Raw genomic sequence first — 17,489 nt, 5'->3', positions numbered from 1 at the left:
CGGGGATGCCGCTGTTTGCGTTCGAGGGCGCTGAACCGACCGTGCACGAGACCGCGTGGATCGCCCCGACCGCGGCGCTGATCGGGGACGTTCGAGTCGAGGCGGAGGCGTCCGTCTGGTACGGCGCGGTGCTGCGCGCGGACTTCGGACCGATCATCATCCGGGCCGGGGCGAACGTGCAGGACAACTCGGTGCTGCACGGCGGCGCGGACCCGCTGATCGTCGGCCCCGGCACGACGGTCGGGCACCTGTGCGTCATCCACAACTGCGTCATCGGCGCGGAGTCGATCATCGGCAACGGTGCCACCGTGCAGGACGGCGCGCGGATCGGTGACCACTGCATGATCGGCGCCGGGTCGCTGGTCACACCGAACATGGTGATCCCGGACGACCAGCTGGTGCTCGGCGCACCCGCCAAGATCAAAGGGCCGTTGACCGAGTCGGCCGGCTGGTGGGTGAAGACCAACCCGGCCTTGTACCGCGAGCTGGCCGCGCGGCACAGTGTCGGTGCACCCGAGCTGGGTGGTCCGGCATGAAGCCCTACGCGGAGATCGCCTCGGTACGCGGCCGTCAGCTGATGCTCGACGGGCTCGTGGTGGTCTGGCTGCTCGTGTTCCTGCTGCTCGCGGTGCATGCGAACGACCTGGTGTCCGCACTGCGGACGCCGACGACGGCGCTGATCAACACCGGCGCCAACATCGCCGCGATGTTCGCCGAGGGCGCGGCCGCCGCCGCGCAGCTGCCGTTCTTCGGCAGTGCCCTGTCGGCCGCGCTGCAGCAGGGCCAGGCCGCGGGTGAGGCGTTGCGCGGCGTCGGTCAGCAGCAGGACGACGCGGTGTCCGCGCTGGCCACCGGCACCGCGCTGCTGGTCATGCTCATCGGCCTCCTACCGCCGCTGCTGCTCTGGTTGCCGTCCCGGCTGCGCTACGCCAAGGCGGCCGGCGCCGCTGCCCTGGCCCGTGAGGATGCGCACGCGCTGGACCTGCTCGCCCTGCGCGCGCTCACCACGCTGCCGCCCGCCGAGCTGCGCATCGTCGGCGATCATCCGGCGAACGCCTGGCGCACCGGCGACCCCGAGGCGCTCCGTCAGCTCGCCGCGCTCGAACTGCGCCGCCTGGGCCTGCACCCACCCACCCCGTGAGTGAGTTGGGCTGCCGGGGCAGCCCAACTCACTCACGGGTGCTGACCTGCGCGGCAGCGATTAGGGTCGGCTGGTGCCTGTCACCCGTCTGCTGGTCGCCAACCGGGGCGAGATCGCCGTCCGGATTCTGCACACCGCCGCCGCTCTCGGGATCTCGACCGTCGGGGTCTTCGCGGAGGACGACGCCGACAGCGGACGAGCCGACGAGTCGATCGCGCTGGACGGCACGGGCCCGGCCGCCTACCTGGACGTCGAGGCCCTGGTCGGGGTCGCGCGGCAGACCGGGTGCGACGCGGTGCACCCCGGTTACGGGTTCCTCTCCGAGCGCGCCGACTTCGCCCAGGCCTGTGAGGTCGCCGGGCTGACGTTCGTCGGACCCTCACCCGATGCGCTACGGCTGTTCGGCGACAAGATCGCCGCACGGGTCCGCGCGGTCGAGCTGGACATCGCCGCCCCGGACGCGTCCCCGGTCCTCACCGACGACTTCGCCCCGGCCCACGACTTCTTCGCCTCGGCAGGCGCGGTGATGGTGAAGGCCGTCGCCGGGGGCGGCGGCCGCGGCATCCGGCCGGTCACCGACGCGGCGCAGCTGGACGAGGTGCTGCGCCGCTGCCGGTCCGAGGCACGGAACGCGTTCGGCAACGGCGATCTCTACCTGGAGAAGCTGCTGACGAACGCGCGACACATCGAGGTCCAGCTGGCCGGCGACCACACCGGCGCGGTCGTGGCGCTGGGCGATCGGGACTGCAGCCTGCAGCGCCGCCGCCAGAAGCTCATCGAGGTCGCACCGGCACCCGGGTTGTCCGACCATCTGCGGGACCGGCTGCGCAAGGCCGCGACCGCGCTGGGCGCCTCGGTCGACCGGCTGGGACTGGCGACCGTCGAGTTCCTGGTCGCCGGAGACGACATCGCGTTCCTCGAGGTCAACCCGCGGATCCAGGTCGAGCACACGGTCACCGAGGAGGTCACCGGCCTCGACCTGATCGAGCTGCAGCTGCGTCTCGCGGGCGGCGCCACGCTCGACCAGCTGGGGCTGACCGACACCCCCGAACCGCGCGGAGTGGCGGTACAGGCGCGAGTGAACGCCGAGACCATGGACGCCTCGGGCGACGTGCGCCCGGCGGGCGGGCTGCTGACCCGTTTCGACCCACCGACCGGCCGCGGCGTCCGGGTGGACACGCACTGCGCGGCGAACGTCGAGGTCAGCCCCCGCTACGACTCGCTGATCGCCAAGGTGATCGTCACCGGCACCGACCTGGCCAGGGCGAACGCCGCGACCGATCGGGCACTGAGCGAGTTCCGGGTCGAGGGCAGCGCCACCAACATCGGTCTGCTCCGCGCGCTGCTGCGCACGGTCCCCGACGAGCCGCCGCACACCGGTTACGTCGATGACCACCTCGCCCAGCTCCTGGAGGCCGAACCCCTCGTGAGTGTTGAGTCTGGTTATGGCCACACTCAACGCTCACGAGGGGATGCGGTGGTCGCGCCGAGGGCCGGGGTGGTCGTCGAGCTTCCGGCCGCCGTGGGCGAGCACCGTGCCGAAGGTGCCGCGATGGCCGTGCTGGAAGCGATGAAGATGGAGCACGTCGTCCCGGCGCCCGGTCCGGTCCAGGTGCGGGAGGTGCTCGTCGCGATCGGTGACACGGTCGTCGAGGGGACGCCGCTGCTGCTCGTGGACCCGGCGGAATCCGCCGAGGACGACCATGCGGGCGTCGACGACCTCGACCTCGACCACATCCGGCCGGACCTCGCCGAGTCGATCGAACGCCACCGCACCGGGCTCGACGAGGCCCGCCCTGAGGCCGTGGCGAAGCGGCGCGACAAGGGCAGACGCACCGCGCGGGAATGCCTCGCGCGGCTGTGCGACCCGGACACATTCGTCGAGTACGGCGCACTCGCCGTGGCCGCGCAGCGCCGCCGACGCACCATGGCCGACCTGATCGCACGCACCCCCGCCGACGGCATGATCACCGGAACGGCCCGGATCAACGGCTTGCGCTGCGCGGTCCTCGTCTACGACTACACCGTGCTCGCCGGCACCCAAGGTGTGCAGAACCACCGCAAGACCGACCGGCTGCTCGAGCTGGCCAAGCGCGAGCGGATCCCGGTGGTGATGTTCGTGGAGGGCGGCGGTGGTCGTCCCGGTGACACCGACCAGCCCGGCTACACCGGCCTCGACGTGCCGACCTTCCGGCTCGCGGCCGAGCTGGCCACCGAGGTGCCCACGGTCGCGGTGCTCGGCGGGTACTGCTTCGCAGGCAACGCGGCACTCGCCGGCGTGTGCGACGTACTGATCGCACAGGAGGGCTCCAGCATCGGCATGGGCGGCCCGGCGATGATCTCCGGCGGCGGCCTGGGCGACGTGGCGCCCGGCGACGTCGGCCCGATGTCGGTGCAGGTGCCCAACGGCGTGGTCGACGTCCTGGTGCCGGACGACTTCGCGGCGGTGGACGTGGCGAAGCAGTACCTGTCCTACGTGTCCGGGCCGCGAGCCGACTGGGAAGCCCCTGACCAGCGGCTGCTGCGTCACCTGATCCCGGAGAACCGGGTGCGCAGCTACCAGGTCCGCCCGGTGCTCGACGCCCTGTTCGACACCGGCAGCGTGCTGGAGCTGCGACCCGAGTTCGGGATCGGCGTCGTCACCGCCTTCGCCCGCCTCGCCGGGAACCCGGTCGGGGTCATCGCGAACAACCCGATGCACCTGGGCGGCGCGATCGACGCCGAGGCCTCCGACAAGGCCGCCCGGTTCCTCGGCGTCTGCGGCACCTACCGGCTCCCGGTGATCTCGCTGTGCGATACCCCGGGGTTCATGGTCGGCCCGGACGCCGAACGCACCGCGACCGTGCGGCGCTTCGGCGCGATGTTCGTCGCCGGCGCGCACCTGCCGACCCCGCTGGTCATGGTCGTGCTGCGCAAGGGCTACGGGCTGGGCGCGATGGCCATGGCGGGCGGCGGACTGCGCTCCAGCCTGCTCACCGTCGCCTGGCCGACCGGGGAGTTCGGCGGGATGGGACTGGAGGGTTCGGTCCAGCTCGGTTACCGTGCTGAGTTGGGCGCGATCGACGATCCGGACGCCCGTGAGGCTCGCTACCAGGAGCTGGTCGCCCGGGCGTACGAACACGGCAAGGCGCTGAGCACCGCGACGGTGTTCGACATCGACGACGTGATCGACCCGGCGGACACCCGTGCCGTCCTCACCTCGGCGCTGGGGTTCATCCCGGGTTAACCCCAGGCGTAACGCTAGACCGATCAAGCACGACAAGTTATCGGAGACAACAACCCGAACAGCCTGAACGAGCAGGATGAGCGCAGCGAAGCGAATTCGAATGGCGGACGTGGCCGAGCTGGCCGACGTCTCCGTCAGCACCGTCTCACACGTCCTCAACGGCACCCGCTTCGTCGCCGAGGAGACCCGTACCCGGGTGGAACAGGCAGCCACGTCACTCGGCTACCTGATCCGCAACCGGCGCGAGTCCCCGGTCGGCCCGACGCTCGGCCTCGCGCTCACCGGGGCCTCCAACCCGTACCTGTCCGAGCTGATCCTCGGCGTCGAGTCCGAGGCCCGCAGGGCCGGCTACGCCATGTTGTTCTGCGACACCCACGACGACGCACGCACCGAGCGCGACGCGATCGCGCTGCTGCTGTCGCGGCGGGTCGACGGGATCATCCTGGCGCCGACCGAGGCGTGGCAGCAGCACACCCTGCCGCTGCTTCGTCGCCAGCACACCCCGTACGTGCTGGTGGACCGGTTCGCCGAGGCGCCGTGCGACCAGGTCGGCACGGACAGCGAGAGCGCCGCCAGCCAGCTCGTCGAACACCTGCTCAAACACCGGCACACCCGGATCGGCATGCTCGTCGGGCTACGTGGCCTGTCCACCAGCGTCGAGCGGCTGCGCGGCTATCGGCGCGCGCACCAGACAGCTGGTGTCCCGATCCGGCCGGAGCTGCTGCGCGACGGGGAGTCCTCGGTCGCGGGCGGGCGCCGCGCCACGCTGCAGCTGCTGCGCCAGGGCGGCATGACCGCCCTGTTCTCCGCGAACAACGCCATGACGATCGGCGCGCTGCTTGCGCTGCGTGAAGAGGGCATCGTGGTGGGCAAGGACCTGGCGCTGGTCGCGTTCGACGACCTGGAGTGGGGCGAGGCGATGACCCCGCCGCTGACCGCCGCGGCGCAGCCCTTCCACGCGATGGGCGCGCGCGCCGTGCAGCTGCTGTCCCGGCGTCTCGCCGACCCGCTGGCGTCCCGCGAGATCGTCCGGCTGCCCGCGTCCCTGGAGCACCGCCGCAGCTGCGGCTGTGAGCAGCCGGTTCTAGTGTCCTGAGTTGCACATTCGTGCCATGAGTCCGGTGATCCAGATGTCGTCTGGCTGCGTCGCCGGAGGCAGCTCGTACGTGGTACTCGCAACGACGGCGGCGCGGCCAGGCGGCATCTGGGCGCCGGAATTACGGTGCGAATGTGTGACTCGGGGCACTAGTGTCCTGAGCTGGTCTCGGCCGCGATGTCCTCCAGCGTCCGGCCCTTCGTGGAGACACCGAGCAGCAGAACCGCCAGCACCCCGACGGCCAGTACGGCGCAGGTCAGCACGAAGACACCGAAGAACCCGAGCGTCGTGTAGGCGCTGCCGATGATGATCGGCGACAGGATGCCGCCGATGCGGCCGAACGCGGACGCCGCGCCCATGCCGGTCGCGCGGATCGCCGTCGGGTAGACCTCGGGGGTGTAGCTGTACAGGCACGCGTAGGTGCCGTTCATGAAGAAGGACAGCAGCATCCCGAAGATCAGCAGCTGGGTGTTGCCCACCGCTGTGGCCAGCCCGATCGCGGACAGCGCGCCGCCGGTCAGATAGCCGGCGATCGTCCGCTTGCGGTCGAGACGTTCCGAGACGAACGCCGCCGAGTAGTAGCCGGGGACCTGCGCCAGGTAGATCGCGATCGAGTAGCCGAAGCTCTTGCTGATCGTCAGTCCCTCCTGGATCAGCAGCGACGGGATGAAGGTGAAGAAGCCGTAGTAGGCGAACGTGATGGAGAACCACAGCGCCCAGGTGGTCGCGGTCTGCCGGGCGAGCGCGCCGCGCCACAGCGCGAGCAGCGCCGACGAGGTGGGCGGCTCGACCGGCGCGGCGGCAATCGTCGGTGACACTGGCGGCAGCTGCGCCCCGGTCGCGACGCGGACCCGGTCCTCCATGCGTTCGACGACCGCCTCGGCCTCGGCGGTCCGGCCTCTGGACAGCAGGTAGCGCGGGGACTCCGGCAGCGCGCGGCGCCACCACAGCAGCATCAGGATCGGCAGCGCCGTGATGACCTGCACGATCCGCCAGCCGTCGGCGAACGTCGGCACCAGGAAGTAGCCGAGCAGCGCGGCGCCGACGAACCCGAACGCGAAGAACCCGGCGAGCGACCCGATGAACCGGCCACGCAGCCTGCCGGGCACGAACTCGGACAGGAACGGCGCGATGATCGCCGACTCGGCCCCGGTACCGACGCCGGCCAGGATCCGGAAACCCAGCAGCACCGGCCAGTTCGGCGCCAGCGCGGCGACCAGCGAGGCCGCCGCGTACAGCGCCAGCGCATACATCATGACCCCGCGGCGGCCGATCCGGTCGCCGAGCAGACCGGCGGCGAGCGCGCCGAACAGGAAACCGATGAGCGTCGAGCTGGCGAGAACGCCCTGCTCGGCGTGCGACAGCGCGAACACCGCCGCCGCCACCGGCAGGATGAACGCGACGATCGCGCCGTCCATGCCGTCGAAGGTGTAGCCGAGCCCGCCCTGCCACAGCAGGCTGTAGTGCGGCCGCGACATCGGCAGCCGTTCGATCCGGGCCAGCAGCTCGTCCTCGCGCACCGGATCGACCGTCATCGCACGTCCTCCCGGCTCAGGTCCCGTGAGTGTTGCGGCCGCCTATGGGCGGCCGCAACACTCACGGGCTACCTGGCGAGGGTGTTCCTGCGGATGCGGCCCGCGTGCATGATCAGGCGGAGGGTGTCCTCGGGTTTCGTCAGTACCGTGACGTCGTCGAGCGGGTTGCCCTCGACGATCAGCAGGTCGGCGTACGCACCGGGAGCCAGCGTTCCGATGCGGCCGGACTGGCCCAGCAGCTCGGCGGCCGTGCTGGTCGCGGCCCTGATGATGTCGGCGGCAGGCTGGACCTGGGCGCGCAGGCTGAACTCGGTGAGCTGCCGGTAGTGCATGTCGCCGAGCAGGTCGGTGCCGTACACGATCTTGACGCCGCCCCGGTGGGCCAGCTCCAGCGCGTGCAGCCCGGCGTCGAGCACCTCGAAGACCTTGTCGTGGCTGGCCTTGGGCAGCCCGGCGGCGAGCCCCTCCTCGGCGAGCGCGCTGTAGGTCGCCAGCGTCGGGACGTAGAACGCGTCGTGTTCCAGGAACAGCGCGACGCTGCTGTCGTCCATCAGGTTGCCGTGCTCGATCGACCGCACACCCGCTTCGAGGCCCCGGTTGATCGCGCGCGGTGTGTAGGCGTGGCCGAGCACGTACCGGTTCGCGGCCTCCGCCTCCTCGACCGCCGCGCGAATCTCCTCGACGGAGAACTGGGTGCTGTCGATCCGGTCGGTCGGTGACGCGACCCCGCCGCCCAGCATGAGCTTGAGGTGCTCGGCGCCGCGACGCAGCTCGTCGCGTGCCGCTCTGCGGACCTCGTCGACCCCGTCCACGATGCGACAGTGGCTCGGCGCGCAGTAATGGTCGTCGTGCACCTCCCGGCCGCGCGGGCGACCGTCGCCGTGTCCGCCGGTCTGGGACAGCGCCTTGCCACCGAACATCACCCTGGGCCCGGTGAACCAGCCCTCCGCGACGGCTTGGGCCAGCCCGTAGTCCGCGCCTGCCGCATCCCGGACCGTGGTGAATCCCCGGTCGAGCATGCCGGCGAGGATCGCGCCCGCGCGGGCCGCGACGTAGTACGGCGACTGCTCGGCGGCGCCCGGCAGGTCCGCGCTGTAGGCGAGCGTGTGCACGTGCGCGTCGATCAGGCCCGGCATCACGATCCGACCCCCGGCGTCGATCACCTGGGCGTCCGCGCTGCGCAGCTCGGGACCACCGACGTCGACGATCTCGTCTCCCTCCACGACGATCGTCCGATCGGGGTGCGGTTCGTCCGCCGTCGGATCGAGAACCGCCGCATTGCGGATGAGCACGACACGCTGATCAGCCATACCCGTGAGTGTTGCGGCCGCCCGGAGGCGGTCGCAACACTCACGGCAGGATGGGCGCATGGCTCAGGTAAAAGTTTCCGTGCAGCGGACCGTGCACGGATCGGTCGACCAGGTTCGTGCCGCGCTCGCCGACTACCAGACGACGCGCCCCAAGATTCTGACCGACAACTACAGCGACTACCGGGTGATCGTGGGCGGGCACGGCGCCGGTACCCAGGTGAGCTGGAAGCTGGCCGCGACCGAGAAGCGCATCCGCGACCAGCACATCGACGTCACCGAGGCGGACGGCACGCTCATCGAGTCCGACCGCAACTCGAGCATGGTCACCACATGGTCGGTGCGGCCAGCCGACAACGGGCAGAGCGCGGTCGACATCCACACCGTGTGGAACGGCGCGGGTGGCATCGGCGGGTTCTTCGAGCGCACGTTCGCGCCCAAGGGACTGAGCCGCATCTACAACGGTGTGCTCGACAAGCTGGACGCGGTTATTCAGTCGGGCTGACCTAGTACTTAGGGTAGCCTAAGTACTATGGCGATCAACGAGGACCGAGGTCGGCTGACCCAGCTGGTGTTCGGGCAGATGGCGGGCCAGGTGGTGGCCACCGCCGCCGACCTCGGTCTTGCCGACCTGATCGGCGACGGCGAGCGCAGCGGCACCGAGCTGGCCGGCAAGATCGACGCCGATCCGGGCGCGGTGACCAGGCTGCTGCGCGCGCTCGCCGCGCTGGGGCTGCTCACCGAGACGACACCGGACAGCTTCGCGTTGACCGGCATGGGCACGCTGCTGCGCAGCGACGGCCCGGACTCCCTGCTGGAGTTCGTCCGGATGTTCTCCGACCCCGCGATGCTGGCCGCCTGGCGCGAGCTGGGCAGCGCCGTCCGTACCGGGCACACGACGTTCGACCAGGTCTTCGGCGTCAGCTTCTTCGACCATCTCGCGGCGAACCCCGAGCTGTCCGCGCGGTTCAACACGTCCATGCGGCAGGCCACGCAGCTGGTCGCCTCGGCGCTCCCGGCCAGCTACCACTTCGGCCGCTTCCACACGGTCCTGGACATCGGCGGCGGTGACGGCACGCTGCTCACCGCGGTGCTGGGCGCGCACCCGGGGCTGCGTGGCGTCGTCTACGACACCGCCTCTGGCCTCGCCCAGGCCGGGGCCACGTTCCAGCAGACAGGTCTTGCCGACCGGTGCACCACGACGACCGGTGACTTCTTCACCTCGGTTCCCGGCGGCGCGGACCTGTACCTGATCAAGAGCATCGTGCACGACTGGAACGACGACCAGGTCAACACGATCCTCGGGCACTGCCGGCGGGTGATCCCGGACAACGGCCGCCTGCTGATCATCGAGCCGGTGCTGCCGGAGAAGGTCGACGGCTCGGTGCGTCCCGGGCTGTACCTGTCCGATCTGAACATGCTGGTCAACGTCGGTGGCCGGGAACGGACGCTGGTCGACTTCGACCTGCTGTGCGCCCGCGCCGGCTTCACCCTGTCCGACCTGCGTCTACTGCCCGGTCCGAGCGGTTTCTCCCTCATCGAGGCCACCCCCGCCTGATCAGGACCCGTGAGTGTTGTGGGCTGCTATGGCAGCCCACAACACTCACGGGTGTTCAGCGGCCGCGCAGGGGTGCGCCCCAGGTGGTGTCGTCGCGCAGGGTGCGCTTGAGGATCTTGCCGCCGGGGTTGCGCGGCAGCGGGTCGGTGCGTACCGAGACGAACTGCGGCACCTTGAAGTCGGCCAGGCGCTCCTTCAGGTAGTCCAGCACCGCCATCGGGTCGATCTCGGTGCCCGGTACCGCGACCAGCACGGCGCCGACCTTCTCCCCCATCACGTCGTCCGGCACGCCGACCACGGCGGCCTCGGCGACGCCTGGCGCGCCCGCGAGCGCGTTCTCCACCTCGACCGAATAGACGTTCTCACCGCCCCGGTTGATCATGTCCTTGGCCCGGTCGACGACGTAGGTCAGGCCGTTCTCGTCGACCCTGGCCAGGTCGCCGCTGTGCAGCCAACCGTCCACGAAGGCCGCTTCGGTCGCCTCCGGCTTGTTCCAGTAGCCGGCCACCACGTTCGGACCTCGGATGAGCAGCTCACCCACGCCGGTCTCGTCCAGCGCGTCGATCGCCAGGTCCACGACGGGGGCGGCGAAACCGACCGAGTCTGGGTGGTCGGCGGCCCATTCATGGGGCAGGTAGGTGGAGATCGACGCGGTCTCGGTCAGCCCGAAGCCGTTGCCCAGCCGCGCGTTCGGGAACATCGTGGTGATCCGTTCGACCAACGCGGGCGCGATCGGAGCGCCGCCGTAGGACAGCTTGGTGACCGCCGAGACGTCGAAGTCACGGAAGTTGTGCTGCGCCATGGCCATCGCGTAGATCGCCGGCACGCTGGTCAGCTGGTTGATCCGCTCGTCGACGATGGTGCGCAGGAAGGCCTGCACGTCGAACTTCGGCAGCACCACGGTCGCCGCGCCGAGCGTCAGGTAGACGAGCAGCTGGCTGTTGCAGCCGGTGACGTGGAACAGCGGGACCGAGATCAGGCCGCGCTGCTCGGCTCCGGTGGCGCGGTTGATGTTGGTGACCCGGATCGCCGTCTCGACGTTGGACAGGAAGTTGCGATGGGTTGTCATCGCACCCTTGGGGAACCCGGTGGTGCCGCTCGTGTAGAAGATCGCGGCCAGGTCGTCGAGGCCGAGGTCGTCTGCCGAGCGGGGCGGGCCGTCGGGCAGCGGCTCGCCGGGGCGCAGCACCGCGGCCGCACCGCTGTCGTCGAGCACGTAGTCGATCTCCGGCTGGGCGAACCGGGTGTTGACCGGGACCGCGACCGCTCCGGCGAGCTGGGTGCCGAAGAAGCCGAGCACCCAGTCGACGCCCGCCGGCAGCAGGTTCGCCACCCGGTCGCCGGGACGGACACCGGCCTCGGCCAGCCCGCCGGCCACGCGCGCACCGCGGTCCCAGAGCTGCCGGTAGGTCAGCCGCTCCCCGCCGACCTCGACCAGCGCCTCGTGCTCGGGGTCCCGCTCGACACTGATCCGCAGCAGCTCGACCAGCGAGCCCGGCAGGTCCGGGTACTGCGCGACACCGTTGTCGTCACGCCACACCCCGGAGGTGTCGAACGGTGCGGCGCCTCGCGGCAGTGGTTCAACGCTCATCCCCACATCATGATGTGGCCCCACCCACTCGGCCACCGCACAGGCCCGCCCCCACCCCGCGAGTCGCTGGATTCCGCTCAGCGAGTCGCGGGAAGGTGGGCCGGGGACGGGACGGGCTGGCGATAGGCTCGGCCGGTGGGTGGGCAGGTGTTGAGCAGCGTGGAGCTGTTCAGCGGTGGCGGCGGGCTGGCGTCCGCGATGCACCGCTCCGGGTTTCGACACCTGCTGGTGAACGAGCTGGAGCGGCGGGCGTGCGAGACGCTGCGCGCGAACTCGGTCGGGCCGCTGGTCGACGGCGACGTGCGCGCGGTCGACTTCACCGCGCTGGAGGGCACGGTCGACGTGGTGGCCGGCGGTGTGCCGTGTCAGCCATGGAGTCTCGGCGGCGCGCACAAAGGCCCCGACGACGCGCGCAACCTGTGGCCGGAGCTGTTCCGCTGCGTCCGCGAGACCCGGCCGAAAGCGGTGCTGGCGGAGAACGTCCGGGGCCTGCTGCGGCCTTCGTTCGAGCCGTACTACTCCTACATCCTGCGCGAGCTGGCGCTGCCGTTCGAGCGCCGGGTGGACGGCGAGGACTGGCGGGACCACGACAAACGCCTCATCAAGGCGCTCTCGGCACCTCGCCTCGGCGACGACACCGAGCGCTACGACGTGTTCCGCCTCCCGGTCAACGCCGCCGACCACGGAGTGCCGCAGGTCCGTCGCCGGGTCTTCGTGGTCGCGTTCCGCCACGATCTCGGCTTCGGTGACTGGCAGCCACCCACCCCGACGCACTCCGAGACCGCGCTCGCGGCCGCCCAGGTCTCCGGCGAGTACTGGGACCGCCACGGGCTGACCCCACGGCCCCCTGTCGTCGAGTCGAACCGCACACCGGACGGGCTCCAGCCGTGGCGCACGCTGCGCGACGCGATCGCCGACCTGCCGGAACCGCTGCCGGACCGCGCCGAGCACCCCGGCTGGCTGCACCACTACGGCTGGCCGGGTGCCCGCAGCTACAAGGGCCACACCCCGAACGAGCTGGACCGCCCGGCCAAGACGGTCAAGGCGGGTGTTCACGGCGTCCCCGGCGGTGAGTCGGTGCTGCGCCGCGACGACGGCTCACTGCGCTACCTGACGGTCCGCGAGGTCGCCAGGATCATGACGTTCCCCGACGAGTGGCGGCTGGCCGGCCCGCGCGGCGAGCAGATGCGCCAGCTCGGCAACGCGGTCCCGGTCCTGCTCGGCGAGGTCATGGCCGCCGCGATCCACAGAACGCTGCTGAACACCTCGTGAGTGTTGAGTGTGGCTATAGCCACACTCAACACTCACGAGGTTTGCTGGGCCGGGAGGCTGAGAGTTCGCGCAATGCCGTTACTCCCGGGGCCCCGCCGAGGCAAAATGACGCGCATGACCGCTCCCTCACTGAACCGGGTGATCGTCTCGGTGGCCCAGCTGGACCGTTCGCTCGCCTTCTACGAGGGGTTGCTCGGGCTTCATCGCCGGTCCGCGCCGCCGGGGTTCGCCGTGTTGAAGATGGGGTCGGGTGCCGGGGAGGTCGAGTTGATGCTGCATCAGCGGATCGCCCGGCCGAGCATGGCCGGGGTCGCGATGAGCATCCGGGTCGACGACGTCGACGCGATGTGTGAGGCGGCTCAGAAGCTCGGATGCACGATCATCGACCAGCCCACGGACCAGCCGTGGGGCGAGCGCCTTGCGGTGCTGACCGACCCGGACGACCACGTGATCTGCCTGTCCACCGCCACCGCCTAGGGCTACTGGCAGTCGGGGCTCAGCTCGATGAACGCTCGCCTCGGGACCGGCTCCAGCAGTTCCAGGGCCGCCACCACGTCGGAGGAGTCGGAGGCCGCCCTGACCTCGGCCCAGCGTTGGCGCAGCTGGATCGCACTCTGGTTCTCGGCGAGGGTCTGGGTCTGCGCCGGCAGGGGTGGGGTGTCGCCGGACCAGCGGTAGGCGAGGGTGCCCGGCAGGCCGTTCGTGACGACCGTGCCCACCACGGTGCACTCGTTGCCGACCCGTTCCAGGTGCACGGACACCGACTTGACCGCGAACTTGGGCGGTTGCACGACGGTCAGCGCCAGGTAGCCGGCAGAGGCCAGCCCGGCGGCGGCGATCAGGGACCACAGGAGCGTGCGGTAGCGGCGCCTGCGGGGGCGGGCCGCCCGGGCCGTCAGGCGGGCCAGGTCTATCTCGTCGCGCAGGCGCAGGTCGGCCGAGAGCGGTACCGGGCGGCCGCGTCGGCCGTTCGCGGACTGGTCCTCCACCGGATCGGACGCGGACAGCAGCGAGTGGGCCGCGGCGGTCGGCCAGGGAACGTCGGTGTCGGCCCTGGCCGCGGGGTCCTGTTCCGCCATCGCGGACCACCAGGACAGCCACAGCGTGGACTGCTCCGCCAGCCAGGCCCGGGGCGGCTGGGACAGCATCCGGTCGAGCTCTTCCAGCGCGGCGGGCAGACCGGCCATGCCGATGGCCATGCCCGCGACCCTGGCCAGGCCGATACCCAGCAGGAAGTCGTCGCGGCACCAGTCACATGCCAGCGTCCAGAGAAGCTGCGCCCAGTCGCGCACGTCGTCGGCCGTGGTGTGCCTGGGGGTGTGCGGCGATTGGTCGTAGACCGTCCAGTCCAGCAGCAGCGCGACACCGCGCACGTCGACGATGACCGAGTGCTCGCTGATGTTGCCGTGCGCCAGCCCGTGCCGGTGCATGGCCAGCAGCGCGGCGCCGGTGTCCCGCGCGACGGTCAGGACGCTGTCCGGATCGATCGCGCCGCCCGCGGTCAGCTCGGCGAGCGTCGGGCCGGGCGCGGAGCGGACCAGCAGCCAGTTGTGCCCGGCCTCGCCCACCAGGTCGTAGACCGGGGCGACGCCGGGCAGCTGTAACTCCGCGAGCCTGCGGGTGAGCCGCACGAGCCCACCGAGGTCGTGCCGGCCGTGGATGGCGAGCACCCCGGCGACGACCTGACCGTTGTCCGGCACGAGGTACCAGGTGCCGAGCCCGGTCGTGCGCAGCTCCACACCGCGGCGATGTCCGTAGACGATCGCGGTGGTGTCGCTGAAGGGACCGGTGACGACGGCCATATGTCGCAGAATACGAACAGGAATGGAAATCGTCGAGACCAATGGCAGAAGTCAGCTGATGGTCGGCAGTCCAGATAACAATCACTCAACGAATACTTAAGTAAGGGCAGACTAAGTATCGTCGGAATGTCGCATCAGCAATTACTTCTACACCATTAATCACACCTGTCCCAGTAGTCCCATAATTTATTGATCTTTAGAAGCCAGCTTGGCCGGCGCGGAACCGATCGCCTGGTGAATGGCGTCCGCCAGAGCCAGTGCCGTCTCCTCGGTGAGTTCCAGCGCGACCCGGGCGGACGGACCAAGCGCGGGATTGAGTACGTCGATGTTCACCGTGTGGCCGTACTGCGCGTGCACCGGATGGTCGACATACACTATTGCTTCACTGGCCCCGAACCAGCCGCGTGCACCTTTACCACTGCCGTCAACGGAAATTTTCTCGGTGAGATAAGTACACATCACAGTCTCCTTTCGCGACCGAGCTCAGGACAGGTGCTTGCCGAAGAATTCACCGACCAGGCGCCATCCCTCGACCGCGGCCTCGGGGCGGTACGCGGGGCGGTCGACCGAGAAGAACGAGTGACCGGCGTTCTCGAACGTGTGGAACTCGTGCGGCTTGTCCAGCCTGGTCAGCTCGGCGTCGAGCTTCGCCACCTCGGGCGGCGCGGGGAACTTGTCCTCGGCACCGAACAGCCCGAGCAGCGGCGCGCTCAGGTTCGGGGCCAGGTGCAGGATCGGCTGCATGACCTTGGGCATGCCCTCCGGCGCCGCCTCCACGACGAACGCGCCGTAACAGTCGACCGCGGCGTCGAGCGGCAGCGAGCACGCGGCGAGGAAGCTGTGCCTGCCGCCCGAGCAGTAACCGATGACGCCGATCTTGCCGTTCGCACCGTCGAGCTTCTTCAACTGGTCCGAGGCACCCGCGACGTCGCCGACCAGTCGTTCGTCCGGCACACCACCCGCCGCGCGCACGGCGGCCGCCGCGTCGTCCGGGTCCGCACCGGGGGCCTCACGGGAGTACAGGTTGGGGCAGATCGCGTTGAAACCCTCGGCCGCGAGACGGCGCACCTTCTCCTTCGACTCCCGGTCGTAGCCGGGCATGTGGTGGATCAGCACCACACCGCCCCGGGAGCCGGGCGCGAGCGGTCGCGCCTGGTAGGCCTCGATCTCGTCGCCGCCGTGGCCGCTGATCGTGATCGTCTCCGCCTGGATCGCGTCCGGGCTGATCGTGCTCATGCTGAGGTCCTCTCCGGGGAACGCATCGGTTGGTCGGGCGTGGCCACACTCCCACGCAACAGGGAGGCGAGCGCGGCCACCACGGCCATCACGGCCGCCGCCGTGAACACGGTAACCAGACCGTGGTGGAACGGCCCTGAGATCAGCTCAGGGAAGAATCGGGTGCCGGTCAGCGTGTCCCGGTTGGCCGCTGGCACGGCGTCGAGTGCGCCGGTGGGACCCAGCAGGTGGGCGATCGGGTTGACCCCGAGGAACGCCGCGAACAGCGTGCTGACCGGCGGAAGCCCGGCGACCTGGTCGGCCACCGGCGCGGCGACACCCTGCGCGCGCAGCCCGGCGGACAGCGTGCCGGGCAACGAGGTCGCCAGTCCGGCGACCATGAGCGAGAAGAACACCCCGATGGACAGCGCGGTCCCGGAGTTCTGGAACGTCGAACGCATGCCCGAGGCGACACCCCGTTCGCCGGGCGCGACGCTGCTCATCACCCCGGAGGTGTTCGGCGCGGAGAACATGCCCTGGCCGATGCCGCTGACCGCGAGCAGCAGCGCGAACACCGGGTAGCTGAAGTTCACCGGGATCAGCAGGAAGCCGACGAATGCGCCTGCCATCAGCAGCAGCCCGGTGGTGGCCAGGATGCGCGGTCCGAACCGGTCGGACAGGGTGCCCGAGGTCGGGCCGGCGACCAGGAATCCCGCGGTCAGCGGCAGCAGGTAGATGCCGGCCCACAGCGGCGTGTCGGAGAAGTCGTATCCGTGCAGCGGCAGCCAGACGCCCTGCAGCCAGATGATCAGCATGAACTGCAGGCCGCCGCGCGCGATGGCGGTGAGCAGCGCGGCGAGGTTGCCCGCCGCGAAGGCCCGCACGGTGAACAGGGCGAGCCGGAACATCGGCTCCGCGACCCTGGTCTCGATGACCGCGAAGATCACCAGCAGCAGCGCTCCGACTGCGATGCCGCCGCGCACCCACGGGTTCGTCCAGCCGGTCGCGTGGCCGCCGTAGGGCTGGATGCCGTACGTGATCGCGGCGAGGACGATTCCGGCGCCGAGCGCGAAGGTCACGTTGCCGGCCCAGTCGATGCGCGCCCGGCGCGGGCTGCCGACCTCGCGCAGGCTGCGGTAGGACCAGATGGTGCCCAGCAGGCCGAACGGGACGCTGATCCAGAACACCGCGCGCCAGTCGATCTCGGCGAGCAGACCGCCCGCGACCAGGCCGAGGAACTGACCGGCGAGCGCACTGATCTGGTTGACGCCGAGTGCCATGCCCCGTTGTTCGCCGGGGAAGGCGTCGGTCAGGATGGCCGCCGAGTTGGCGGTCAGCATCGCGCCGCCGAACGCCTGGACGACCCGCCACCCGATTAGCCACAACGCGCCGTGTCCGCCGTGGAACGGGTCGAAGGACAGCGCGATCGAGGCGAAGCTGAAGATCATGAAGCCCCGGTTGTACATCTTCACTCGGCCGAACATGTCGCCCAGCCGCCCGAGCGCGACCACCAGTACCGCCTGGACCAGCAGGTATCCGAGGATCATCCAGAGCAGGTAGCCGATGTTGCCCGGCGCGAGCGGATCGAGCCCGATGCCCCGGAAGATGGCCGGCAGCGCGATGATGACGATCGAGCCGTCCATCGTGCTCATCAGCACACCGAGCGTCGTGTTGGACAGCGCAACCCACTTGTACCGGTCGCCTGCCGCCGTCACCGGTCGAACTCGATAGTTAGCACAACTAGGT

15 protein-coding genes are annotated in these 17,489 nt (G+C 70.3%); 8 read left to right on the top strand and 7 right to left on the bottom strand.

Going from position 1 to position 17,489, the window contains the following annotated elements; all coding sequences use genetic code 11:
* Positions 1-5: 5 nt before the first annotated feature.
* From G406_RS0114380 to G406_RS0114365, 4 genes are all read left to right on the top strand, one after another.
* Entirely contained in the window at positions 6-536 is a 531-nt protein-coding gene (locus G406_RS0114380; protein WP_028934400.1) for a gamma carbonic anhydrase family protein, read from the top strand.
* Complete coding sequence (locus G406_RS0114375) at positions 533-1,141, top strand: hypothetical protein (RefSeq protein ID WP_028934399.1); 609 nt, start codon at positions 533-535, stop codon at positions 1,139-1,141. The genes G406_RS0114380 and G406_RS0114375 overlap by 4 nt, the downstream gene beginning before the upstream one ends.
* Positions 1,142-1,214: 73 nt before the next feature.
* Positions 1,215-4,367 (top strand): carboxyl transferase domain-containing protein, encoded by a 3,153-nt coding sequence (locus tag G406_RS46810; protein WP_037076594.1) that lies wholly within the window; start codon positions 1,215-1,217, stop codon positions 4,365-4,367.
* Between the two features lie 76 nt (positions 4,368-4,443).
* The gene (locus G406_RS0114365; protein WP_028934398.1) at positions 4,444-5,463 is read left to right on the top strand and encodes a LacI family DNA-binding transcriptional regulator; all 1,020 of its coding nucleotides are present in this window, start codon (positions 4,444-4,446) and stop codon (positions 5,461-5,463) included.
* Between the two features lie 149 nt (positions 5,464-5,612).
* Here the strand turns inward: G406_RS0114365 and G406_RS0114360 are convergent, their stop codons facing one another.
* Both G406_RS0114360 and G406_RS0114355 read right to left on the bottom strand, forming a co-directional pair.
* Positions 5,613-6,998: an MFS transporter gene (locus G406_RS0114360; protein WP_028934397.1), complete on the bottom strand. Its 1,386-nt coding sequence runs from the start codon at positions 6,996-6,998 to the stop codon at positions 5,613-5,615.
* A gap of 68 nt (positions 6,999-7,066) precedes the next feature.
* On the bottom strand, positions 7,067-8,308 hold the full coding sequence (locus tag G406_RS0114355; protein WP_028934396.1) for a metal-dependent hydrolase family protein: 1,242 nt from the start codon (positions 8,306-8,308) through the stop codon (positions 7,067-7,069).
* Between the two features lie 58 nt (positions 8,309-8,366).
* Here G406_RS0114355 and G406_RS0114350 point away from each other — a divergent pair, with 58 nt between their 5' ends.
* Together G406_RS0114350 and G406_RS0114345 are read left to right on the top strand one after the other, a co-directional pair.
* Positions 8,367-8,810 carry an SRPBCC family protein gene (locus G406_RS0114350; protein ID WP_028934395.1) on the top strand — a complete coding sequence of 148 codons (444 nt, stop codon included), beginning with the start codon at positions 8,367-8,369 and terminating at the stop codon, positions 8,808-8,810.
* A 27-nt stretch (positions 8,811-8,837) separates the two neighbouring features.
* The gene (locus G406_RS0114345; protein WP_028934394.1) at positions 8,838-9,863 is read left to right on the top strand and encodes a methyltransferase; all 1,026 of its coding nucleotides are present in this window, start codon (positions 8,838-8,840) and stop codon (positions 9,861-9,863) included.
* Between the two features lie 55 nt (positions 9,864-9,918).
* Here G406_RS0114345 and G406_RS0114340 read toward each other — a convergent pair whose 3' ends face one another.
* Entirely contained in the window at positions 9,919-11,454 is a 1,536-nt protein-coding gene (locus tag G406_RS0114340; protein ID WP_028934393.1) for a class I adenylate-forming enzyme family protein, read from the bottom strand.
* A 135-nt stretch (positions 11,455-11,589) separates the two neighbouring features.
* On the opposite strand from G406_RS0114340, the gene G406_RS0114335 reads away from it, so the two are divergent.
* A complete protein-coding gene (locus G406_RS0114335; RefSeq protein ID WP_028934392.1) occupies positions 11,590-12,726 on the top strand; it encodes a DNA cytosine methyltransferase in 1,137 nt (378 codons plus the stop codon).
* 114 nt (positions 12,727-12,840) lie between these two features.
* Positions 12,841-13,203: a VOC family protein gene (locus G406_RS0114330; protein ID WP_028934391.1), complete on the top strand. Its 363-nt coding sequence runs from the start codon at positions 12,841-12,843 to the stop codon at positions 13,201-13,203.
* A gap of 2 nt (positions 13,204-13,205) precedes the next feature.
* Here the strand turns inward: G406_RS0114330 and G406_RS0114325 are convergent, their stop codons facing one another.
* The 4 genes from G406_RS0114325 to G406_RS46805 all read right to left on the bottom strand — a co-directional run bounded on the left by G406_RS0114325 (position 13,206) and on the right by G406_RS46805 (position 17,458).
* Entirely contained in the window at positions 13,206-14,528 is a 1,323-nt protein-coding gene (locus G406_RS0114325; RefSeq protein ID WP_028934390.1) for a serine/threonine-protein kinase, read from the bottom strand.
* 186 nt (positions 14,529-14,714) lie between these two features.
* Complete coding sequence (locus tag G406_RS0114320) at positions 14,715-14,987, bottom strand: DUF6295 family protein (RefSeq protein ID WP_028934389.1); 273 nt, start codon at positions 14,985-14,987, stop codon at positions 14,715-14,717.
* 24 nt (positions 14,988-15,011) lie between these two features.
* Complete coding sequence (locus G406_RS0114315) at positions 15,012-15,764, bottom strand: dienelactone hydrolase family protein (protein WP_028934388.1); 753 nt, start codon at positions 15,762-15,764, stop codon at positions 15,012-15,014.
* Positions 15,761-17,458: an MFS transporter gene (locus G406_RS46805; protein ID WP_037076587.1), complete on the bottom strand. Its 1,698-nt coding sequence runs from the start codon at positions 17,456-17,458 to the stop codon at positions 15,761-15,763. Before G406_RS46805 ends, G406_RS0114315 begins: the two co-directional genes overlap by 4 nt.
* Between the last annotated feature and the right edge of the window lie 31 nt (positions 17,459-17,489).

Origin of the sequence: Actinospineispora spinosispora DSM 44797 (assembly GCF_000429025.1) — a bacterium.
Taxonomy (GTDB): domain Bacteria; phylum Actinomycetota; class Actinomycetes; order Mycobacteriales; family Pseudonocardiaceae; genus Pseudonocardia; species Pseudonocardia spinosispora.
The sequence above is the reverse complement of the archived record's forward strand: the minus strand, read 5'-3'. Positions and strand labels throughout refer to the sequence as shown.